At 62.9% G+C, this 22,976-nt stretch carries 16 protein-coding genes and 1 tRNA gene; 13 read left to right on the top strand and 4 right to left on the bottom strand.

Annotation, left to right across the window (positions count from 1 at the left end; all coding sequences use genetic code 11):
• The first annotated feature begins 48 nt into the window (after nucleotides 1–48).
• Both rsmI and ABIE18_RS05575 read left to right on the top strand, forming a co-directional pair.
• A complete protein-coding gene (gene rsmI, locus ABIE18_RS05580) occupies nucleotides 49–978 on the top strand; it encodes a 16S rRNA (cytidine(1402)-2'-O)-methyltransferase (protein ID WP_499721670.1) in 930 nt (309 codons plus the stop codon).
• Nucleotides 979–1,138: 160 nt separating this feature from the next.
• On the top strand, nucleotides 1,139–2,620 hold the full coding sequence (locus ABIE18_RS05575) for an NAD-dependent succinate-semialdehyde dehydrogenase (protein ID WP_223936356.1): 1,482 nt from the start codon (nucleotides 1,139–1,141) through the stop codon (nucleotides 2,618–2,620).
• A gap of 121 nt (nucleotides 2,621–2,741) precedes the next feature.
• Here the strand turns inward: ABIE18_RS05575 and ABIE18_RS05570 are convergent, their stop codons facing one another.
• The 3 genes from ABIE18_RS05570 to ABIE18_RS05560 are packed head-to-tail and all read right to left on the bottom strand — an operon-like array spanning nucleotide 2,742 to nucleotide 7,939.
• The gene (locus ABIE18_RS05570; RefSeq protein ID WP_499721668.1) at nucleotides 2,742–5,273 is read right to left on the bottom strand and encodes a transglutaminase TgpA family protein; all 2,532 of its coding nucleotides are present in this window, start codon (nucleotides 5,271–5,273) and stop codon (nucleotides 2,742–2,744) included.
• A complete protein-coding gene (locus tag ABIE18_RS05565) occupies nucleotides 5,270–6,838 on the bottom strand; it encodes a DUF58 domain-containing protein (protein WP_499721667.1) in 1,569 nt (522 codons plus the stop codon). The genes ABIE18_RS05570 and ABIE18_RS05565 overlap by 4 nt, the downstream gene beginning before the upstream one ends.
• A gap of 12 nt (nucleotides 6,839–6,850) precedes the next feature.
• Nucleotides 6,851–7,939 (bottom strand): AAA family ATPase, encoded by a 1,089-nt coding sequence (locus ABIE18_RS05560; RefSeq protein ID WP_431119118.1) that lies wholly within the window; start codon nucleotides 7,937–7,939, stop codon nucleotides 6,851–6,853.
• A gap of 158 nt (nucleotides 7,940–8,097) precedes the next feature.
• Between ABIE18_RS05560 and ABIE18_RS05555 the strand changes: the two genes are divergently transcribed.
• The 5 genes from ABIE18_RS05555 (at nucleotide 8,098) to ABIE18_RS05535 (ending at nucleotide 14,191) form a co-directional block, all read left to right on the top strand.
• Entirely contained in the window at nucleotides 8,098–8,994 is an 897-nt protein-coding gene (locus ABIE18_RS05555; RefSeq protein ID WP_499721665.1) for a TatD family hydrolase, read from the top strand.
• 294 nt (nucleotides 8,995–9,288) lie between these two features.
• Nucleotides 9,289–10,431, top strand: coding sequence for a resuscitation-promoting factor (locus ABIE18_RS05550; protein WP_431119121.1), 1,143 nt, complete (start codon nucleotides 9,289–9,291; stop codon nucleotides 10,429–10,431).
• A gap of 26 nt (nucleotides 10,432–10,457) precedes the next feature.
• Entirely contained in the window at nucleotides 10,458–11,339 is an 882-nt protein-coding gene (gene rsmA, locus ABIE18_RS05545) for a 16S rRNA (adenine(1518)-N(6)/adenine(1519)-N(6))-dimethyltransferase RsmA (protein ID WP_216924961.1), read from the top strand.
• Nucleotides 11,336–12,328 carry a 4-(cytidine 5'-diphospho)-2-C-methyl-D-erythritol kinase gene (locus ABIE18_RS05540; protein ID WP_477515192.1) on the top strand — a complete coding sequence of 331 codons (993 nt, stop codon included), beginning with the start codon at nucleotides 11,336–11,338 and terminating at the stop codon, nucleotides 12,326–12,328. The genes rsmA and ABIE18_RS05540 overlap by 4 nt, the downstream gene beginning before the upstream one ends.
• Nucleotides 12,329–12,364: 36 nt before the next feature.
• Nucleotides 12,365–14,191, top strand: coding sequence for an ABC-F family ATP-binding cassette domain-containing protein (locus tag ABIE18_RS05535; RefSeq protein WP_499721664.1), 1,827 nt, complete (start codon nucleotides 12,365–12,367; stop codon nucleotides 14,189–14,191).
• Nucleotides 14,192–14,951: 760 nt separating this feature from the next.
• On the opposite strand, the gene ABIE18_RS05530 is transcribed toward ABIE18_RS05535, so the two are convergent.
• Complete coding sequence (locus ABIE18_RS05530) at nucleotides 14,952–15,626, bottom strand: TetR/AcrR family transcriptional regulator (RefSeq protein ID WP_499721662.1); 675 nt, start codon at nucleotides 15,624–15,626, stop codon at nucleotides 14,952–14,954.
• 188 nt (nucleotides 15,627–15,814) lie between these two features.
• Between ABIE18_RS05530 and ABIE18_RS05525 the strand changes: the two genes are divergently transcribed.
• The 6 genes from ABIE18_RS05525 to ABIE18_RS05500 all read left to right on the top strand — a co-directional run bounded on the left by ABIE18_RS05525 (nucleotide 15,815) and on the right by ABIE18_RS05500 (nucleotide 22,973).
• Nucleotides 15,815–15,886 (top strand) — tRNA-Gln (locus tag ABIE18_RS05525).
• Between the two features lie 124 nt (nucleotides 15,887–16,010).
• Nucleotides 16,011–17,510, top strand: coding sequence for a bifunctional UDP-N-acetylglucosamine diphosphorylase/glucosamine-1-phosphate N-acetyltransferase GlmU (gene glmU, locus ABIE18_RS05520; protein WP_477513777.1), 1,500 nt, complete (start codon nucleotides 16,011–16,013; stop codon nucleotides 17,508–17,510).
• Nucleotides 17,511–17,512: 2 nt separating this feature from the next.
• A complete protein-coding gene (locus ABIE18_RS05515) occupies nucleotides 17,513–18,493 on the top strand; it encodes a ribose-phosphate diphosphokinase (protein WP_159697849.1) in 981 nt (326 codons plus the stop codon).
• Between the two features lie 304 nt (nucleotides 18,494–18,797).
• On the top strand, nucleotides 18,798–19,373 hold the full coding sequence (locus ABIE18_RS05510) for a 50S ribosomal protein L25/general stress protein Ctc (protein ID WP_431119133.1): 576 nt from the start codon (nucleotides 18,798–18,800) through the stop codon (nucleotides 19,371–19,373).
• Between the two features lie 130 nt (nucleotides 19,374–19,503).
• Nucleotides 19,504–20,088, top strand: coding sequence for an aminoacyl-tRNA hydrolase (gene pth, locus ABIE18_RS05505; protein ID WP_498690405.1), 585 nt, complete (start codon nucleotides 19,504–19,506; stop codon nucleotides 20,086–20,088).
• A gap of 143 nt (nucleotides 20,089–20,231) precedes the next feature.
• Complete coding sequence (locus tag ABIE18_RS05500) at nucleotides 20,232–22,973, top strand: helix-turn-helix transcriptional regulator (protein ID WP_499721660.1); 2,742 nt, start codon at nucleotides 20,232–20,234, stop codon at nucleotides 22,971–22,973.
• Nucleotides 22,974–22,976: the final 3 nt, after the last annotated feature.

The following is a 22,976-nucleotide window of genomic DNA, read 5'->3' as shown; positions in this document are numbered from 1 at the left end:
TCCATCCTTACTGCGGCGTTGAAGTGCGCGCGGCATTAGGCTTGGCAGGTGGAAGAACAACACAGCACCCCGGACGAAGCCCCCTTTGATGATGCATCGGCGGTTGATGAACCGGACGCCGGTGCCGCCGCGAGCCCAGCCACAGCAAGCGGCAGGATTGTGCTTGCTGCCACTCCCATCGGCAACGTGGGCGATGCGTCCTCCCGCTTGGTCGAACTCCTGGCGACCTCGGACATCGTTGCAGCGGAGGACACCCGCCGCCTGCATCGGCTGGTCCAGGCCCTGGGCGTGGAGGTGTCCGGGCGTGTCATCAGCTATCACGAACACAACGAAGTAGCCAAGACCGGTGAACTGCTGGACTACGTGCGGGCCGGCAAAACCATCCTGATGGTCAGCGACGCCGGAATGCCGGCAGTCTCTGACCCCGGCTTCCGTTTGGTGGAGGGAGCTGTTGCCGCTGGCCTGACTGTCACTGCCGTGCCGGGGCCTTCCGCCGTGCTGACAGCCCTTGCGCTTTCCGGGCTGCCCACAGACCGCTTCTGCTTCGAAGGGTTCCTGCCCCGCAAATCGGGGGAGCGGAATTCCCGTCTGGCGGACTTGGCTGACGAGCGCCGCACCATGGTCTTCTTCGAGGCTCCGCATCGGCTCGAAGTGATGCTTCGGGCACTGCACGAGCGCTTTGGCGCGGAACGCCGTGTGGCTGTATGCCGTGAACTGACCAAGACCTACGAGGAAGTCATCCGCGGAACACTGCGCGAACTCCTGGAATGGGCAGAAAACAATGAAGTTCGCGGTGAAATTGCCGTGGTGGTGGGTGGCGCTCCTGAGCAGGCCCCCGGCAAACCGGAAGACCATGTAGCTGCCGTGAACGAGCTCATCTCCCAGGGAATACGGCTGAAGGAAGCCGTTGCCGCCGTGGCGGATGATGCCCGTGTCAGCAAGCGGGAGCTGTATTCGGCGGTGCTTGCAGCGCGCTGATTATCCCTGTGCAGGTGCACAATTTGGCGGGCGTATGGCAGTGCGTGAAGGCGTAGACACTGCTTCTTGCATGGCAGTACCGTGGCAGTAATTCAAGCCAATTCTGGCAAGGAACCCTAGTGGTGCAACCCTCCAAAGCACCCAAGACGAAGGAGTCGCCATGACTGTCACGGTTGAACGCGAAAGCGAACTGCTGGCTTCCGTCCCCACCGGCCTGCTGATCAACGGTCAGTGGCGTCCGGCGGGATCCGGAAAGACCTTTGATGTTGAGGACCCGGCCACGGGCAAGGTCCTGCTCAGCATCTCCGACGCCGGTGCTGAAGACGGTGCCGCCGCCTTGGACGCCGCCGCTGCCGCACAGGCTGACTGGGCACGCACGGCGCCCCGCGAACGCGGCGAAATCCTGCGCCGCGCCTTCGAACTCGTCACCGAGCGCGCCGAAGACTTCGCACTGCTCATGACCCTCGAAATGGGCAAGCCCTTGGCCGAAGCCCGCGGCGAAGTCACCTACGGTGCCGAGTTCCTGCGCTGGTTCTCCGAAGAAGCCGTCCGCGTCTCGGGCCGCTACTCCGCAGCGCCCGATGGCAAGAACCGTCTCCTCGTGCAGAAGAAGCCAGTTGGACCCTGCCTGCTGATCACCCCGTGGAACTTCCCGCTGGCAATGGCCACCCGCAAGGTAGCCCCGGCTGTAGCCGCTGGCTGCACCATGGTGCTCAAGCCCGCCAACCTGACCCCGCTGACCAGCCTGCTCTTCGCCCAGGTCATGCAGGAAGCCGGCCTTCCCGCAGGTGTCCTCAACGTCATCCAGACGTCCACAGCCGGTGCCGTCACCGGCCCGCTGATCAAGGACGACCGCCTCCGCAAGATCTCCTTCACCGGCTCCACCCCGGTAGGTCAGGCCCTGATCCGCGAAGCCGCGGACAAGGTCCTGCGCACGTCCATGGAACTGGGCGGCAACGCACCGTTCGTCGTCTTCGAAGACGCCGACCTGGACAAGGCCGTTGAAGGTGCCATCGCCGCCAAGATGCGCAACATGGGCGAGGCCTGCACCGCAGCAAACCGCTTCATCGTGCACGAGTCCATCGCCGACTCCTTCGCTGAGAAGTTCGCCGCGAAGATTGGCTCCCTCACCACGGCACGCGGTACTGAGCCGGAGTCCAAGGTTGGTCCGCTGATCGACGGCAAGGCACGCGATGGCGTTCACGCTCTCGTCACCGAAGCCGTAGCAGGAGGTGCCACAGCAGTCACCGGTGGTGCCGCCGTCGACGGTCCCGGTTACTTCTACCAGCCCACCGTGCTGAAGAACGTCGCCGCCGATTCCCGCATCCTCCAGGAAGAAATCTTCGGACCGGTGGCCCCGATCGTCACGTTCTCCACCGAAGACGACGCCATCCGCCTGGCGAACAACACCGAATACGGACTGGTTGCCTACGTCTTCACTAAGGACCTCAACCGTGGCCTCCGGGTCAGCGAGAAGCTCGAGACCGGCATGCTCGGCCTCAACGCTGGCGTCATCTCCAACGCCGCTGCACCGTTCGGTGGCGTCAAGCAGTCCGGCCTGGGCCGCGAAGGCGGCTCCGAAGGCATCGAAGAGTACCTCTACACCCAGTACGTAGGTATCGCGGACCCGTACGCCGACTAGCTCCCAGGTCCCGTCCACCGCTCTCGCAACAAGAACGGTAGAGACAAGCAAAGGGCCCGACGCCGGAACCATAAGTTCCGGAGTCGGGCCCTTTGCTGTTCCCTCAGTGGGCCTTGCGGTCTTAGCGGCGTTGCGGAAGAAGCCCCCTGAGTGCGCGCCAGGATCTGGCAAGCCCTTGCCCCGTCCGCCGGAACAGGGACCCCACAGCGCGGAAGGGGGCACCGAGTGCGTGGAACCAGCGGCGCATGAGCGACGGCGGGAGCCAGTTGGCGCGGAAGCGAACCAGCCAGCTGGTATTGTTCCGCAACGATTCACGAACGACGGTGATCCTGGCCGCCGCCGGGGATGCAGCCTCCATCGGGCGACCATAACGTTGCCGTTCGAAGTCCGCGGTGAGTGAAGCGACGGCGGTATGGGCGGCGTCGTCGAGACCCCCAGCCTCACCCAGGACTGAACTTGAACGGAGTCTGGCAGAAAAGTGCCGTGGCGTTTCACTGGGCGTGGAGGGTACGCCATAGTCCGTGGCGAGATCCTGCAACTCTGCCCATGCGAGGGCTGCGGAGTCGTGGTAACCCGGCGATCTGCTGTCCGGTGATGCGGCGTCCGGTGATCCACGATCCGCTGGTTCCTTGGGATTTAGCCGAGCGCGTCGCAGGACTGCCCTGCTTAGCCTCGGCGAGCCAAGGAAAGCGGCGAGCAACAGCAGCACCGCGATCGTGGCAATAACCGTTGGCAGAGGGTCACGTGGCGCAGAGCCAGCAGTTTGCGCGTCGCCTCCCGGCAGCGGAACGGTGGTCGGGGGAGGCGTCACTGCCGTGCCTGGAACGTCCTTCTCGTCTGCATTGGTGCTCAGGCTGCCCGGGACTGAGGACTCGGTGGCATATTCCGGAACAACGCCACGCGATGGAGTCGGCTCAAAGGGCACCCATCCCAGTCCTTCAAAGTAGAGCTCCGGCCAGGCATGGGCATCACGGGCGTCTACTTCATATTCAGGGAACGATCCCTGGCCAACCAAAGCCACGGTCTCGCCTGTCAGCCGGCCGGGTGCGTATCCCACCGCGATGCGGCTGGGGATGCCCTCCACGCGGGCCATCACCGCCATGGCGGAGGAGAAGTGGACGCAATAGCCGCTCTTCACGGCCAGGAAATCCGCCAGCACGGACAACCCGTTGCCGTCATACCCGTTTTGCACCGGAGCTTGAAGGGAATACGTGAATTCACCGGAGCGCAAGTATTTCTGGATGGCCAGTGCCTTGGCGTAGTTGTTGCCTGCCGAAGACGTGACTTGCTCCGCCGTCTGGCGCACAATGCTTGGCAGGTTCCCTGGAACTCGGAGGAAGTCCTCCGAAATGGACTTTGGCTTACCCGTGGCTTGGGACAGGGCCTGTGCAGTGATCTTGGGTGTGGCCGAGAAGACCACATACCGTTGGGCCAGTGTGCTCGTCTCGGTGCTCATGATGCTGAGGGTGGCCGGATCCCAGGTCCAACGGCCGTTCAGCCCGTTAACGGACACGGGGGCGAACGGCGCCGGTAAGTACGGGCTGGTGAACAAGCCCGCGTTGATGGACGTGACCGCATTCACGACTTCTCCTTGGATGGAGTAACCCGGCTCTATCCGGTCCACGCCGGGCCGCCGTGTGGCGGAGCGGTCATCCGGTGCCCAGGTTTCGCCGTCGAAGTGGTCGACAGTGACGGACCTCAGGTAGGTGGCTGCGCTGGAACTGGTGGAGTACGTGATGCGTCCTGCCCCCGTGGGACTCCGGAGGCTGTTACCCAGTGTGATCATCGGATTGAGGCCGTTCGAGGTACCCCATGGGCTCAGCCGCGAACCTTGCGGGAAGGTGCCGGTTTCAAACCCTGGAATGGCCAGCGGAACAACCAATGCCAAACCCAGGGCCAGTGCCCCCGTCACCAGGGAGCGCCTGATCTGGCCGGAACTTCGTGGTGCTCCGGACTGCAGCCTGGCGTCAGGGGCGAACCAATGGCTGCAACCAAGAATGAGCAGATATCCCACGGTGGCCCCAACGAACCCTGTGACACCTACGCTTTGCGGCTTAATGGTTGCAGGAACCACCATGACCGCAAGGAGTCCGATTCCACTGGCTGCCGGCATCGATAGCGGGACGGCCAAAGCATCGATCAGGATCACCAGTAGTCCAAGGCAGGCACAGGTGACGAAGACAATCCCCGCGTTGGGGGCTACCGGAGCGCTCTCGGACACAACCGTCTCGGCGGCCCGCTTGATGAGCCGGCCTACCGCTGCAAAGGTCCCCGTGGTGGGAATAAAGCCCAGGAAGCTGTCCTGCCGGCAGAACGTGAAACTGAGTATCCCGGCCAACGCTGCCAAGGCACCCAAGGTGGTAACTAAAGGCTGGATCCGGAGGGTCCGCAGGATCGCCAACGTCAGGGCCACCGCTACAACCGTGGTGATCAGGGGCATGAACCAGGCCCAGCCCCTGAATACTCCATTCAGTGAAAGTGCTGCACCGAGAACAGCCACGGCCACCGAACCAGCCATGATCCACGGGTAGAGGCCGGGAGCCTGCGTTCGTTGTGGAAGTGGAGTGGGGGCAGGCCCGTCTCCGCTGGCACCCTGCTGGGGTAGGCCGCGCTGGTACGTTGTGGGGGACCCCCGATGGGACGTGGCGGTCATCGCGGCACCGCCGCTCCGCGCCGTACGTCCATTGCCGCGCTCGCAGCAACCAGCAGGCCGCCTTCGTCGAAGCCGGACCACGCCGCTGTCAGTGGTGTCTTCGACGTGACGGAGACAGCCTTCCAGCCGCCTTGCCTCAAGGTTTCCAGGACATCGTCCTTGCTGCGGGAGTCCGGGGTCCGGGAGTCATGGTTGCGGGACTCGTTGTTGCTTTGAGGGTCCGTGACTACTATCGCGAAGGCGTTGGCGCCATAGCCGGCCGCCGGAGCAAGCGCCTTGGCCTCGGCCAGGGTCAGATTGCCAAGCAAGGCAAGAAGCGGCCCGCGCAAACGATGTGCAGCGAGCTTGTCCATGAGGCGGTCGTCGAAGACGGAATCAACGCTTTCCTGGCCCGATAACTCCGATGCCCCACTGCGGTTGGATGCCCCACTGCGGTTAGGCATGGAACCGGTGGGTTCAGGGGAGCGCTGGGCATGCTCCGGACTGTTTTCTCCGGCCCTGTGGTGTTCAGCCCTGTGGTGGTCAACCCAGTGGTGTTTTGGGCCGCTCAACTCAATGGCGGCCAAACCTTCGGCAATGGCATGAAGGCCGGCAACGCCACTGAACTCTTCCACTCCCGGGTCCGGTGCCGACGGCGAGCGAATGAAGGCCGGGCTACCGAAGGCGTCCAGGACGCGCAGCGAGTAGTTCCGTTCGGCCAAGTGCGCGCTGATGGACATCGCCGCTGTCACAACCCACTCAAAATTCGGGCTGGTCACGAGGTCGGAGTCGTCGTCGTGCGAGCTGAAAACCGAGCCACTGCCGGACGCGAACGCCGCGAATCGTTGGTCAAGGATGATGGTGGCTTCCGGAGTGGTGACTGATTCCTCCTGGCGGACCATAAGCTGTCCATGCCGCGCCGTGGCGGGCCAGTGGACGCGGCGCATCGGATCCCCATGCCGGTATTCGCGGGTCATGATGTCGTCGTCGCTGGGGTTCGCCCTGATCCGGGTGGCCGTTACGCCATCGTTCCCACGCGCCCCGGCGAGTCCCGTTACGGGAAGTTCGACGGCGGCCGGCGTCACGGTGAGGAGGTCGCCGTCGTCGATGGCATGACGCCGCAGCGACAAGCCGAAGGGGTCGCTGAACTCGGCAGTAACAGGACCTATGCGGAACTGTCCCCGCTTGCCGGATCGCAGATGGTATTCGTAGCGGCTGGTGCCGCCTGTTGCAGACCGGGCCGGGAAGCGGAAAGCCGGGGGATCACCGAACCGTGGAGGCAGTTGTTCCTCCATGATCACGTGGCCTGTGGAGAACGTGGACCGGGCAACCGCCAGACGAACGGTGGTGGCGGTGGACGTTTCCACGGTGGAGGGATTGAACTCCCGGTACACCTGGAACTTGGGTTTCAACACCCGAACACCGGCCAACGCAACCAAGGGAAGGATCAATAAGAAGACGGCCAGAGTCAGGAGATCACGTCTGCCCATAATGTAAGCGCAGACCAGCGAGACCACCCCGGCGGAGAGCAATCCCCAGCCGCGGCTGGTGAACAAATGCTTGGGGAGCCGATCCACGAGTGCCATGCCCGCTGTCTCCTATGCGCTTTGCTTGTCCCTGCGCCACGCGCCAGGCGGTTCCTGGGCAACCGGGAGGGAAGCGAGGATGCCCCGCAGGACGGTTTGGGGCGTATCGCCGGAACTCGCGGCCTTGCGGTCCAGGATGATGCGGTGGGCGAGTACCGATTCAGCCACGTCCACGACGTCGTCGGGAAGGACAAAATCGCGTCCATCCAAAGCTGCCGTGGCCTTCGCGGCCCGCAGCAACTGCAGCAAGGACCGCGGGCTTGCGCCGAGCCGAAGGCGGGCACTTTCACGCGTGGCCCGGCCAATCGCCACCGTGTATTCCTTGATGGCCGTGGATACGTAGACCTGCTGGACGGCTGCAATCATGGCTGCGACATCGGCCGCTGTGACCACCGGAGTTACGTTGATGAGGGGAGAGGCTGCCTGATGCGTTTCCAACATCTCGATCTCGGCATCCCTGTCCGGATAGCCCATGGAAATCCTTGCCATGAAGCGGTCGCGCTGGGCTTCGGGCAGCGGATAAGTGCCCTCCATTTCGATGGGATTCTGCGTTGCCACCACCATGAACGGCAATCCCAGCTGATACGAATGCCCGTCAACCGTCACCTGATGCTCTTCCATGCACTCCAGGAGCGCGGACTGCGTCTTGGCCGAGGCACGGTTGATTTCGTCGCCGATCACGATGTTCGCGAACACGGCACCCGGCCGGAACTCGAACTGCCGCGAAGACTGGTTGTAGATGGAAACGCCCGTCACATCAGAGGGCAACAGATCGGGGGTGAACTGGATGCGGGACACAGTGCAGTCCACGGTCCGGGCCAGCGTCTTCGCCAACAAGGTCTTGCCAACACCGGGCACATCCTCCAGCAGGAGATGGCCTTGGGCCAGGAGAACTGTCAAGGCCAGTTTTGCGGCGTCCGCCTTGCCGTCGATGACCTTGCCGATGGATGCCAGGATGCGCTCGCTGGCGTCGTGGAAACGTTCGGCGTCCATGACCTGCGGCTTGTGTCCATTGAGCAAGGCGGCATCCCGGGGCAGCGCACTGTACGCCTCGCCCTGAAGTGGGGAAGGCTCAACGGTGACTTGTCGCTTGGACTCCATGGATTGCCCTTCAGCCGTGGCCAACGCCGGTGTCGGCCGTCTGTCCGTTCCAGACTACCCAGACTTTGGCCGTCCCTGACATAGTGCTCCGGGAATTTATGTGCCAACTGGAATTTGTCCCGAAGCATGGGGGACCGCGGTCCGATTAAGGTGGGAACATGTGCAATTCCCTCGCTCCCGCTCCCTACCGCGCATCCTCCGGTGCAACAGAAGCAGCGGAGTCCCGCAAAGAGTACCCGCCAGCCCCGGAACCGCTTCCCGTCCCGGTGATGGACAACCACACCCACTTGGACTTCCGGCACGGTTTGATCGAAGTGGGTGTTGCGGACGCCATGGATGCCGCCGAAGCTGTTGGTGTCCAAGGCGCGATCCAGGTTGGCTGTGACCTGGAATCCTCGCGCTTCACAGTGCAAGCTGTCCAGGCCGATGCCCGCTTGCTGGGGGCCGTTGCCATCCACCCCAACGACGCACCCATCTACGCGGGTCGGGGGGAGCTGGAGTCGGCGCTGGCAGAGATCGAGGAACTGGCCGCCCACCCGCGGATCCGTGCCATCGGCGAGACAGGATTGGACTTCTTCCGAACCCACGGTGAGGGCTTGACACATCAGCGGTATTCCTTCCGAAGGCACATCGACATCGCCAAGCGGCTTGGCCTCACGCTGCAGATCCACGACCGCGACGCCCACGATGACGTAGTGCAGGTGCTGAATGAGGAAGGCGCCCCTGAGCGGGTAGTTTTCCACTGCTTCTCCGGTGACGAGGAACTCGCCCGCATCTGCAATGACAATGGCTGGTACATGTCCTTTGCTGGGACCATGACGTTCAAGAATGCGGGCAACCTCAGGGCAGCGTTGTCCATTGCGGAGCCCAGCCGGATCCTGGTGGAAACAGATTCGCCATTCCTCACGCCACACCCGTACCGCGGCCGGCCAAATGCGAGCTACATGGTGCCGTACACAGTTCGCTCAATGGCGGAAGTGACAGAAGATGACCTTTCGGAACTTTGCGCCAGGCTTGCTCAAAATACCGTAAATGCCTACGGATCCTGGGGCTGATCGGGGGCATTCGAACGTCTGCGGGAGTGACGGCGATGAATACCCGGTATGTAGAATTCTTGGTCCGTTTATAACAGATCGGTTACTGTGTACAACAAGTAGCCGGGGTCGGGGAAGGCCTTCGGAAAACTGGTCCGGATTCGTCCGGGCTCTTTAGTTGAATGTATTTGGCGGCGCAGATGCCGGCAGCAGAGGGTGGGACCAGGCTTTTTTGCCTGGCCCCTCAGTTTTGCGGCTGGCATTATTTTTTGCGCTTTTCCCCGTGCCCGGATGGTCTGAGAGTTATGGGCAATCGTGATCAAGTTCTTCACAACGGATGGCAAGTTCAGCTTTCTCAAAGTCGGTGCCCAGTTGCTGGTTGTTGCAGCACTGGTGGTCGGTGTAGTCGCCTTCGTGGGCAACAACAAGACCATCACCCTGAACGTTGATGGCAAGGTGAGCTCCATCCAGACCTTCGGCGGCACTGTTGACCAAGTGGTCAAAGCAGCCAAGGTCGAGCTGAAGGACGCAGACCGTGTTTCCCCGGATCTTGCTACCCAGGTGGAAAACGGCTCGGTGGTCAACATCAACCTCGCCAAGGCCGTCTCCATCGAATTGGACGGCGCCCGCAAGACCGTCAACACCAACGCCCCGGACGTCGCCGGCCTGGTGAGTGAACTGGGAGTCGCGAGCTCCTCCGAAATCTCCCAGCCCAAGGACGCCTCCCTGGCCGTCACGGGCTCCTTCGTTTCCATCTCCACACCCAAGACCATCAGCTTGGTAGCTGACGGCAAGGACACCAGCACCACCACGACGGCGCCCGACGTCGCCACCGTCCTGAAGGACGCCGGAGTCACACTGGGCGCCAGCGACCGCGTCTCCCAGCCCGGAAACGCACCGGTCATCCAGGACATGGTGATCAAGGTCTCCCGCGTGGACACCAGCAAGACTGCCGAAGCCACGGAGGAAGTGCCGTTCGAAAGCGTCAGCACCGATAGTGCCGAGCTCTACAAGGGCGACGAGAAAGTAACCCAAAAGGGCGTCGCAGGTTCCGTTGTGAAGACCTTCAAACTGGTCTTGGTGGATGGTCGTGAAGCTTCCCGCACCCTTGTTTCCAGCAATGTCACCACCCAGCCCGTCACCGAAAAGATCGCGGTCGGCACGAAGGCCCGCCCCGTCGCTGCCAAGGCTGCCACTTCCAGTGGTCCCACCGGAGCCCCGAACGAAGCCATGTGGGACAGGATCGCCCAGTGTGAGTCCGGCGGAAACTGGTCCATCAACTCCGGCAACGGTTACTACGGCGGGCTGCAGTTCTCCAGCCCCACCTGGTTGGCCAACGGCGGCGGCGCCTACGCCCCCACGGCCAACCTTGCCACCAAAGCACAGCAGATCGATATCGCCAACCGCCTCTACGCCAGGAACGGCCTCAGCGACTGGGGCTGCGCGCACGCAGCGTAACCCCGCACAGGCGATACGATACCTAGGTGACTGAACCGAATTCCGAACCCGCCGCCGTCGTGCCTTTGATGGGCGCCACAGACATCCGACGGTTAGCCGAGGAAATCGGTGTCCGCCCCACCAAGACGTTGGGCCAGAACTTTGTCATTGACGGTAATACGATCCGCAGGATTGTCTCAGCCGCCAATATCGACGCCGGGGAAACCGTGCTTGAGGTGGGCCCGGGCCTGGGCTCCCTGACACTTGGCCTACTGGATGCGGCCAAGACCGTTGTGGCCGTTGAAATTGATCCCGTGCTCGCCAGGAAGCTCCCCGAAACTGTTCGTGCATGGCGGCCCGAGGCTGAAGAGAACTTCCACCTGGTCCTCTCGGACGCCATGAGGGTCACGGAACTGCCAGTGCAGCCGACAGCACTGGTGGCCAACCTCCCGTATAACGTGGCCGTCCCCGTGGTGCTCCACTTGCTCCAACACTTCCCGAGCCTGCAGCACGGCCTGGTCATGGTGCAGGACGAGGTCGCAGACCGCCTGGCAGCAACTCCCGGCAGCAAGATCTACGGCGTGCCCTCGGTCAAGGCTGCCTGGTACGGGCACATGCGCAAGGCCGGCGTGATCGGCATGAACGTGTTTTGGCCGGCTCCGAAGATCCACTCAGGACTCGTTGCCTTTACGCGCCATGACCCACCCGCCACGCACGCTACCCGGGAGCAGGTGTTTGCTGTCATTGACGCCGCCTTCGCCCAGCGTCGAAAGACCCTCCGTGCAGCGTTGGCTGGCTGGGCCGGCAGCGCGGCAGAGGCCGAACGGTGCCTCGTCGCCGCAGGCGTTGATCCCACAGCCCGGGGCGAGGTCCTGGACATCTCTGCCTACGTCCGGATTGCCGAAGCCCGCCACCCAGCGGACGCATGAGTCCGAACACCCGCAAACCCAGCGGCCTGCCATACGTAGGCGATCGCTTCCATGCCCGGACGGTACGGGTCAAAGCGCCCGGGAAGATCAACGTTTCCCTGAGCGTTGGTCCCTTGCGACCCGACGGCTACCACTCCGTGGCAAGCGTCTACCTGGCCGTTTCCTTGTACGAGGAAGTGGCAGCCACCAGCACCGAGGCTGAGGGAATTACCGTCAGCATCAGCCCTAACAGCACGCTGGACCTGGACGGCGTCGATATTCCCCTTGACGAAAGCAACCTGGCGTACAAGGCGGCAGCCATCATGGCTGAGCTATCCGAGAAACCAACCGGCGTCCACCTTGAAATCACCAAGCGCGTGCCGGTTGCCGGAGGTATGGGTGGGGGCTCCGCCGACGCCGCCGCTACCTTGCTTGCGTGCGATGCCCTGTGGAACAGCGGCCTTTCCCGCGAGGAACTCGCTCACCTGGCGGCCGAACTGGGCGCGGACGTTCCGTTCTCGCTGCTGGGCGGGACCGCCGTCGGACTCGGTGTTGGCGACAAATTGTCGCCCGCACTGGCGAAAGCACAAATGGACTGGGTGCTGGTATTTGCCGACTACGGGCTCTCCACCCCTGACGTGTTCCACACCCTCGACGGACTCCGGGACTCCGAAGGCGTGGAAATCCCGGAGCCCGTCGACGTTGACCCCACCATCCTCCAGGCCCTGCGCCACGGCGATCCCGAGGCCCTCAGCCGGGTGCTGATCAATGATCTCCAGCGGGCATCCATCGCGCTTGCCCCACAGTTGAGGGACACCATCGGCTTAGGTGAAGCCCGGGGCGCCCTGGCAGGTATGGTGTCCGGCTCCGGGCCCACCATCGCACTGCTCGCCAGGGACTCGGTGTCCGCCAGCGTCCTCGCTGAAGAGCTGAGCCATCGAGGCCACACTGCAGTTGCCGTCCACGGACCCGTGCCCGGCGCCCGGATCATCTCCGATACCCTCCTTTAGTAGCTCCCGCATTCCAGCAGTAGAAAGTAGTACCCATTGGCCCACCTGCTTGGCGGCGAAAACCTCACCGTTTCGTTCGCGACCCGCACTGTCCTCGACGGCGTCACCCTCGGTTTGGAGGATGGCGACCGCATCGGCATGGTCGGCCGCAATGGTGACGGAAAATCAACCCTCATGCGTTTGCTCGCCTTGCGCTCGACGCCCGACTCCGGCCGCGTCACCAAACGCGGGGACGTCAACGTCGGCTACCTTGACCAAGGCGACGTGCTCGACGGCGACCTGACAGTCGGCGCTGCGATCGTCGGCGACCGCGCGGACCACGAATGGGCGGCCAACCCCAAGATCCGCGAAGTCATGGGCGGCCTGGTTGCCGACGTCGATTGGCACGCCAACGTACATGCACTCTCCGGCGGGCAAAAGCGCCGTGTCGCGCTGGCCAAGCTCCTCATCGAAGACCACGACGTCATCATGCTGGACGAACCCACCAACCACCTCGACGTCGAGGGCGTGGCCTGGCTGGCAAAACACCTCAAGACGCGCTGGCGCGTCAACCAAGGGGCGTTCCTGGTGGTCACACACGATCGCTGGTTCCTTGACGAAGTCTGCAACTACACCTGGGAAGTCCACGACGCCATGGTGGACATGTTCGACGGCGGATACGCCGCCTACGTTTTGGCGCGCGCCGAGCGAGACCGGATGGCCGCCGTCGTCGAAGGTAAACGCCAGCAGCTCGTTAAAAAGGAACTGGCGTGGCTTAGGCGCGGCGCCCCCGCCCGGACTGCCAAGCCCAAGTTCCGCATCGAAGCCGCCAACGACCTCATTGCAGACGTGCCCGATCCCCGGGATTCCGTCGCCCTCAGCAAGATGGCCACCGCTCGCCTGGGCAAAGACGTGCTGGACCTTGAGAACGTGACCCTTGATTTTGTCGACGGAGCGGACGGGCAGAAACTCTTCGACAACATCACCCTGCGGCTCGCACCTGGCGAACGGCTTGGTTTGGTGGGCGTGAACGGGGCTGGCAAGTCCACCCTCCTCAAGCTCCTCAACGGCGAAATCCAGCCCACGTCAGGGAAAGTCAAACGCGGTAAGACCGTGGTCACCGCCGTGCTCACCCAGGACGTGAAAGAGCTCGACGACGTCTCGGACCTTCGGGTCATTGAGGTCATCGAGCGGGAAAAGCGGTCCTTCAGCGTAGGCGGTAAGGAATTCACCGCCGGCCAGCTCGTGGAGCAGCTCGGGTTCACCAAGGAAAAGCAGTGGACACCCGTCAGCGACCTCTCCGGTGGTGAGCGTCGGCGGCTCCAGCTCCTGCGCCTGCTGGTGGGGGAGCCCAACGTGCTCATGCTCGACGAACCCACCAACGACCTCGATACTGACACCCTGGCCGCCGTCGAAGATGTCCTGGACGGTTGGCCCGGCACGCTGGTTGTGGTGAGCCACGACCGGTATCTGCTTGAACGCGTCACGGACAACCAGATGGCACTCCTTGGCGATGGCAAACTCCGTGGCTTGCCCGGCGGCGTGGACCAATACCTCGAACTTCGTGAAGCGGCGCTGGCTTCCGGCGCTGTTGGCGGGGGATCCGGTGCCCCGACGGCGGCGAGTGGTGGCTCTACTCCCGTTGCATCAGGCGCCAGCGAAGCCGAAAAGCGTGAAGCCCGCAAGGACCTCAACAGGATCGACCGCCAGCTTGGCAAGATAGCGCAGCAGGAGGAAAAGCTGCACACCCAAATGGCCGCGAAGTCCGAATCCGGGGACTTCGACGCATTGGGCGAGCTCAACGCCAAGCTGCAGGAACTCCTGGAGGAGAAAGAAGGCCTGGAGCTCGAGTGGCTGGAGGCCGCCGAAATCCTCGGCGAGTAGTTTCGTAGAGGCGGGGCGGCGCGCATCCTCCGCGTGCTGCTCCTTCGTCGCTTTGACGCACGCTTCCGGATACCCGCCGCCCCGCCTCTGACGTTCTCTCACATCCCACATGTTTTTGAGGAACGTTCTCTCACATCCGACGGGTTTTTGACCGGCGTTCTCTCACGTCCTGCGGGTTTTTGGCGAACGTTCTCTCACATCCGACGGGTTTTTGGCGAACGTTCTCTCACATCCGACGGGTTTTTGCCGTTGCTCGGGGGAGTATCCGTTTAGCGGTGGATCCTGGGTTGGCGTTGATCTTTCCTTCGATGTTGAAGAGGAACGGGCCGAGCGGTCACCCGGAATGTGAAAGCGCGTTCTGGCTGGCACCCGGAAGCCTGCATTTCAGCGCGTCAGCAGAAGTTTCGATCAGGGGCCGATTTGGGGGACCGGATGTTCTCTCACATCCTGCCAATTTTTGGCGGATGCTCTTTCATTTCCCGCTCAGCGTGCTGCCTCTGCCAAGACCGGCGGAGCCGCAATTCCGACGTGCATCCACAGGCCCGCGACGAGTGTCCGACCGCAACGGCCCCGGTCGCGATGTGAGAGAGGGATGGGGGGAAGCGGGTGGGGATGTGAGAGAGGGATGGGGGAAACGGGTGGGGATGTGAGAGAACATCCGGGAAAAGGCGGTTGGGATGTGAGAGAGGGATGGGGGAACGGGTGGGGATGTGAGAGAACATCCGGGAAAAGGCGTCAGGATGTGAGAGAGGGTTGCGGGTCAGCCGTCGGAGCGGAGCTCGGGTTCCTTCTGCAGCCCGGTCAGTCCGTTCCAGGCCAGATTCACCAGGTGAGCGGCTACCGCGCGTTTGTCCGGCTCACGACTATCCAGCCACCATTGGCCGGTCATCGCCACCATTCCGACGAGCATCTGCGCGTACATAGCGCCATCTGCAGCGCTGAATCCGCGGCGGGCGAATTCATCCGAGAGGAGGTGTTCCACACGCGCGGTGACATGGGAGAGCAGCGTGGAGAAGGCGCCCTCGGGCTGGGAGGGCGGTGCATCGCGCATGAGGATCCGGAAGCCGTCGGTGCGCTCTTCGATGTAACCAAGGAGTGCCAGTGCAGCGCGCTCCACCAGGACGCGGGGTTTGGCCTCGGTGCTCAGTGCCTCGGTGATGGAGTCCAGGAGTATCCGGAATTCGGTTTCGACAACTTGCCGGTAGAGGCCTTCCTTGGACCCAAAATGCTCGTAGATCACCGGCTTGGAGACGCCCGCGCTGGCGGCAATTTCTTCAATCGTGGTGCCGTCCAGGCCCTTGGCTGCGAAGAGCGCCCGGCCAATGCCGATGAGCTGGGAGCGCCGCTGTTGTCCCGTCATCCTCAACCGTATGGGGCGGTCTCCCAGGGGCTCGAGGGCGGCTGGGGGATGGGGAAGTTCAGTGCGCTTGCTCACGTGTCCATCATGCCCTAACCCGCTGCGCGGCTGATCGGGAAGGGCCGTAACAGGGCATCCGGAGACCCGTCAGACCGGGTCAAGTCGCGAACCATGCAAAGGTCATGGCAAACTAGATTCTTGTGTGTGCATCCCGGTGATCCGGGAAACCGTCAGGCCCTGCCGCCTGGGGGTGCAAGCATGCACGGTCCGCTCTGGTGTAATGGCAGCACCCCGGCCTTTGGAGCCGTGGAGTATAGGTTCGAATCCTATGGGCGGAACGGTCGGAAAATGCGCTCCACTCTGTACCTGGAACAGCTCGAACGGTGCCTGGGTCCATAGTTGGAATGGCAGCATTCCGAAGCCGGGTTACCCGGGACAAAACCGAGCAAGGAGAGCCAGTACGTGAGCCCCGAAACCACCGGTCCCGCAGCAGTCATCGTCTTGGCTGCAGGTGCCGGGACGCGAATGAAGTCGCGGACTCCCAAGATTCTCCACGAAATCGGCGGCCTCTCCATGGTGGGCCACGCCCTCCTCGCCGCCCGTTCCATCAACCCCCTGAAACTCGCCCTTGTTGTCCGGCACGAGCGCGATCGCGTGGCAGAACACGTCTCCGCGCTGGATCCGGAAGCCGTGATCGTTGACCAGGACGAGATCCCCGGCACCGGACGCGCTGTGGAGGTTGCCCTCAAGGCCCTCGACGCCGAAGCCGAGCTCACCGGTACTGTGGTTGTCACCTACGGAGATGTGCCCCTGCTGACGGGCGAATTGCTGGGCGAACTCGTGGCAACGCATGAAGCCCAGAGCAACGCCGTAACGGTGCTCACTGCGGTATTGGACGACGCCTCGGGCTATGGCCGCATCCTGCGTGCCGAAGACGGCACGGTCACCGGCATCCGCGAGCACAAGGATGCAAGCGAAGCCGAGCACACCATTCTTGAGGTCAACTCCGGCATTTACGCCTTCGACGCCGCTGTGCTGCGGAACGCGCTGACCCAGGTCACCACTGACAACGCGCAGGGCGAGATGTACCTCACCGATGTCCTCGGGCTGGCGCGCGACGCCGGTGGCCGGGTTGCCGCCGTCGTCACCCAGGACCGCTGGCAGGTTGAGGGCGCCAACGACCGCATCCAGCTTTCCGCGCTCGGCGCCGAGCTAAATCGCCGCATCGTCGAGTCCTGGATGCGGGCGGGTGTGACTGTGGTGGATCCGTCCACCACCTGGATCGACTCCACGGTGAGGCTCGATGAAGATGTCCGCTTGCTGCCCAATACGCAACTGCACGGTTCCACTACTGTGGCGAGGGACGCCGTCGTGGGTCCCGATACAACGCTGACCGACGTCAACATTGGCGAAGGCGCCAAGGTGATCCGCACTCACGGCTCGGGTTCCACCATTGGAGCCGGGGCAAGCGTTGGACCGTTCACCTACCTCCGTCCCGGCACGGTACTGGGAGAGACCGGCAAGATCGGCGCCTTCTACGAAACCAAGAACGTGACCATCGGCCGCGGTTCCAAGCTGTCCCACCTCGGGTACGCAGGTGACGCTGAAATCGGCGAGGACACCAACATCGGCTGCGGCAACATCACGGCTAATTACGACGGCGAGAAGAAGCACCGCACGGTGATCGGCTCGGGCGTGCGGACTGGTTCAAACACCGTCTTTGTAGCTCCCGTGACTGTGGGTGATGGCGCTTACAGCGGCGCCGGTGCCGTGATCCGCAAGGACGTCCCGCCTGGAGCACTTGCCGTTAGCTTGGCCCCGCAGCGGAACGCCGAAGGCTGGGTACTGGCCAACCGTCCGGGCACCACCTCAGCGAAGCTGGCCCAGGCCGCGCAGGAGTCCTTGCTGACCCCCGCCTCCACATCCTCACAATCTCCAGCAACCACAGAAGAGGGCAAATAGGCATGAGCGAAATTACCGCACACGGCGAGAAGAAATTGATTCTCGCTGCCGGAAGGGCACATCCGGAGCTGGCGCAGGAAATCGCGAAGGAGCTGGAGACCGAGCTCCTGCCCATCGACGCCTATGACTTCGCCAATGGGGAAATCTACGTCCGTTCCGCTGAGAGTGTCCGCGGCACCGATGCGTTCGTCATCCAGGCGCACCCGGCCCCGCTGAACAACTGGCTCATGGAGCAGTTGATCATGATCGACTCCCTCAAGCGTGCTTCTGCCAAGAGGATCACGGTTGTTTCACCGTTCTACCCGTACTCCCGCCAGGACAAGAAGGGCCGCGGCCGCGAGCCCATTTCCGCCCGCCTGGTAGCGGACCTTTACAAGACCGCCGGTGCGGACCGCATCATGTCCGTGGACCTGCACACCTCCCAGATCCAAGGCTTCTTCGATGGCCCCGTTGACCACCTGATGGCGATCCCGCTGCTGGCCGACTACATCCGCACCAAGGTGGAGGCGGACAACATCACGGTTGTTTCGCCTGACACCGGCCGCGTCCGTGTCGCCGAGCAGTGGGCGGAACGCCTGGGCGGTGCCCCGCTGGCGTTCGTTCACAAGAGCCGCGACCTCACCGTGCCCAACCAGGCCGTCTCGAAGACCGTTGTTGGCCAGGTTGAAGGCCGCACCTGCGTGCTTATTGACGACATGATCGACACTGGTGGAACCATCTCAGGCGCCGTCCAGGTCCTGAAGAACGCCGGTGCCAAGGACGTCATCATCGCTTGCACGCACGCCGTTTTCTCGGACCCGGCAGCACAGCGCCTCGCTGATTCCGGCGCACGCGAAGTGGTTGTCACCAACACCCTGCCCATCCCGGCAGAGAAGCGTTTCCCGCAGCTCACGGTGCTGTCCATCGCACCGTTGATCGCACGCGCCATTCGTGAAGTGTTCGACGACGGTTCGGTCACCAGCCTGTTCGACGGCAAAGCCTGACTCCGGACTACTGACATGACGGGTCATCCGCCGCCTCCGGGCGTGTGGATGGCCCGTTTTCAGTAATGAAGCTATCCGCTGGTAAACTCTTGGGGATACCTTGGCGAGGGAGAGCACATCCGGTGCGCGTTTTGAACCGGAATTGCGGGTCTCCGTTATCGACTGGGTCTGCATCTCCTTCGACACAGGCGGGCTTGCTGCTGGACAGCAACGGTCGCCGGGCGTAGAAGGTCCACAGACCTCCGCCCTTGCTGATCGACTTGTCCGGGAGTTTCCCGGACGCCACAGTAATCAAGGAGTACACATGTCTGAGCAGAAGCTCACCGCAGAACTGCGCACCGAATTCGGTAAGGGTTTTGCCCGCCGTGCACGCATGGCCGGCCAGATCCCGGCTGTCATCTACGGCCACGGCGCAGAGCCGATCCACATCAACCTGCCCGGCCGCGCCACCACGCTGGCCGTCCGCGTTTCCAACGCCCTGCTGGCAATCGACGTCGACGGCGAGCAGCACCTGACGCTCGTCAAGGACATCCAGCGTGACCCGGTTAAGCAGATCATCGAGCACGTTGACCTCCAGACCGTCCAGGCTGGCGAGAAGGTTACCGTCGACATCGCCATCCACGTTTCCGGTGAAGTTGTTCCGGGTGCTGTTGCCAGCCTCGAAGCCACCACGGTTTCCCTTGAGGCCGAGGCAACCCACGTGCCCACCGCCGTCGAGGTTGACATCGAAGGCCGCAAGGCTGGCGAGAACATCCACGCATCGGACCTCGTCCTGCCGAAGGGTTCCACCCTGCTCACCGAAGGCGACACCCTGGTGGTCCGTATCTCCGAGACCGCTTCTGAAGCTGAAGAAGAAACCACCGCAGCAGCGGCTGAGTAGTCTTTGACTGCATAAGGCAAACGCCTTTTGAGTGGCCGGGTCCCCTTGGGTCCCGGCCACTTTCTTCTTCCAATTTCGCCCAGCAGATTCGCTGACCGGATTTCCTGACCAGATTCCCTAGGATGAGACCATGACTGACACCTGGCTGATAGTTGGCCTTGGCAACCCCGGCAGCGAGTACAGCAACAACCGGCACAACGTGGGCCAGATGGTGCTTGACGAGCTGGCGTCCCGGATGGGCGGCAAGTTCAAGACCCACAAGGCCAGGGCGCAGGTAGTGGAGGGTCGGCTGGGGATTGGCGGGCCCCGCGTAGTGCTGGCCAAGCCGATGACCTACATGAACGTTTCCGGTGGTCCTGTGGCGGGCTTGAGCAAATTCTTCGACATCGCACCGGATCACGTGATTGCCGTCCACGATGAGATCGACATCCCCTTCAACACCGTCAAGCTCAAGATTGGTGGCGGCGAGGGTGGTCATAACGGCCTCCGCGATATCTCCAAGGCGCTGGCAACAAAGGACTATCTGCGCGTGCGGGTAGGGGTGGGCCGGCCTCCCGGACGCATGGATACCGCGGACTTTGTCCTCCGGGATTTTGCAACCGCAGAGAAGAAGGAATTGCCGTTTCTGCTGGACGAGGCGGCCGACGCGGTGGAACTGCTCATGAATGAAGGGCTGTTGGCGGCACAGCAGAAGCATCATGCCGCAAGAGCTTGAGCAAATCTTGAGGAAAGCCTGAGGAAAGCCTGATGATTCGAGGCGCCCTTAGCCCTACCAAACTGTCGGCGCCCGGAGGTAGTGTGCATGGTACGCAGGTAAGCGGTGGGGGACTGTCGCGGATGTTGTAGCGAAGGATGCGAATGTCGGCGGAGTTGCTAAACAGAGGCGGTGGAGGCGCAGCGAGGGCTGCGGCTCCGGACCTTGTGGGCGGTTCATCCGATCGGCAAACATGGTCGCTGTTGGCCAGGAGCCAGGATCTGTCCCGGGCCACCAAGCACCTTGAGTCCCCGGAATCGTACGGCGTGGTGCTCACGGGCGAACGGGGAATCGGCAAGTCGGGCTTGGCCCGGGCAGTCGTTTCCTCGCTGGGCCCCAAAATCCACAGCCTGCAATTGCGCAACACGGTGGCCAATGGCCAGACTCCCTATGGGTGCCTCGGATTCCTCCTGGCGAGGCTGCCGTCCGAGGCCGTCAGTTCGCCCACGGGTATTCTCCACGCGATTACCTCCCTGATCCGTGCAGAAGCTGCGGGCCGCCAGACTGTCTTCATCGTGGACAATGCTGGCGGTATGGACCCCATGAGTACGGGCGTGCTGCTGAACCTGATGGCCACTGGAACGGCCAAGGTGATAGCCACCGTTCAACGCTCCAGCGATCTCCCCGCCGATTTTCATCGGCTGGTACTTGAGGAGCAACTGGGCGAAGTCCATCTGAACACGCTGAGCGAAGAGCAGACGAAGCAGGTTCTCGGTTCGGTGCTGGGCCACTACGTCTCCTCGACGCTGGTTGGTTCACTGCACTCCGCCGTCGGTGGGAATCCGATGCTCCTGCACGCGCTCCTGGACGAGCAACGCCATTCCGGCAACCTCGTCCTGAACGATTCCGTGTGGACGCTCAGGGACCGGATCAAGCTTGAAGGCGCCACGGTTGTGGAGGACTTTGTCCGTTCCAGGCTGGCGCGCGAACCGCAGGCCAACCGGACCGTCGTCGAGGTCCTGGCCTGCGCGCAGCGCGCGACACTGGTGGATCTGGCTGCGATCTTTGGCACGGAAGTGCTTGTGGAGATGGAGGAATCCGGGCTGATCAACGTTGACCGGAACGGCGAGCACTGGGTTTCCCTTCGCGATGCCTACGTGGGTGAGGTTGTTCGGGGCTGGCTGAGTACCCGGCGCCGTCGCGAGCTGAGGCTGATGCTTCTTGGACCCAAGGAGCCGGAGCTGGGCGGGTTGGCTCCACAGGATTTGCTGAGCTACGCCGCGTGGATGCATGCCTGTGAGGACGAACCGTCTCCGTCGCCAGCGCATGCCCTGGCAGCAGGACGGGCTGCCTTGGATGATTACGATCCCAACTTTGCCATCCAATGCACACTCTCCCTGGATCCGAAGGACCCCGAATGGGTGCCGGGGCAGCGCCTGAAGTCCGCTGCCTACCTCATGTTGGATCTGCCCCTGCACGCGGCCCAGGCTTTGGATGAGGTGTCAGAGGCGCACATTGCAGCTTTGGACCCAATGGAGTTTGCAGAAGTAACAGCGGCCAAATGCCAGGCCATGACATGGATTGACGGCCGCTCGGCAATGGTGCCCGGAGTGCTCGCGGCGGCAAGTGAAACCTTGGAGTCCATGGTTTCAAATCCGGAGAAATACGCTCCGGAGATGATCACGCGGGCCCGGAACAGGCTCCTTCTTTGCAACTACGAATACCAGACGTATATGGGCGAGTACGCAGCTGTGGCCGAGGACCTGGAAGAGGAACTGGCCAAGGACCCTGCAGGGGACCGGGAACACTGGCTCAAGTCCGCTTTCTGCCTCATTGAAGCCCGCTGCGTGATGGGCCGCGAACTGGAAGCGCAGCAGCTGGCACGCACTGTGTCCCGGCAGCTGGGGAACAATGACAGACCGGCGCAGTTGGAGGAGTCTTTCGCACGGCATGCCTTCGGAGTGCTGCTGCTGTCCGGTCAATGGCGGAAATGCATCGAGCTCATGCGGCGGACGCCCTCCACACCTTCGCGCCTGCAGTACCGGGGTGCAATCACCGAACTGGGCGTGGGCCTTGCCTACGCTTACGCCGGGAAGCCCTCTTGCGCGATCGAACCGTTGCGTTCCGCCGCCGCCCAGCTGGAGCTCCGCCCGGCCATGAACATGGTCAAAGTTGCCTACGCAGCTACCGCCTTTGCCTATGCCCAGCTGGGGAATTCACTCGAAGCCGGACGGTACCTTGACCTGTACCGCACCTGCCGGGGTGTTGGAACATATTTCTCCGAGTCCGTTGCCGAGTTCTGCGCTGAAATGGCAGGGCGATGGATGGGGGACCCGGACGTCAAACAGCGACTGCTGGCCAGGGTCCATCAGGACATCGCCAAGCAGCGCTTCACAACAGCCGGCATCTGCCTTTTCGGCGCCACGGTGGAGGGCACGGACGCCGAGTACAAACTGCTGGAAGAAATTTCCAATAACCGTCAAGGCCCTTTGGCGGAGATCGCCCGCGACCTTGCCCGCGGATCCCTGAAGCGGAGTTCCCGTTCGCTCCTGGCTGCCGCCGATGCCGCAGCTGCACTGGATTTGTTGGTGGTGGAGGCCAGGTGCGTGGCCATGGCCTTGGACTTTGCCCGCAATGCCGGTGAAACCACGGCTGCCCGGACCGCGCAGCTTAGGCTTGAGCGTCTGGAACAATCGGTCTCGGCGTTGCCGATCCAACCACGAAGCGACGCACCGGTGTTGACCGAGCGTGAACGGCAAATTGCCAAACTGGCCGGAAAGGGTGTCAGCAATCGTGAAATCGCTATGGATATTGGGGTGTCTGTGCGGACCGTTGAGGGACACCTGTACCAAGTGTTTACCAAGCTCGGCGTCTCATCGCGAGGCGAGCTCAATGGTCTCCTGTGAGTT

It is taken from the genome of Arthrobacter sp. 2762, from assembly GCF_040548745.1.
In the GTDB taxonomy this organism is placed as follows: Bacteria; Actinomycetota; Actinomycetes; order Actinomycetales; family Micrococcaceae; genus Arthrobacter.
Note: the sequence above shows the minus strand (reverse complement) of the source record. Positions and strands in the feature narration are given on the sequence as shown.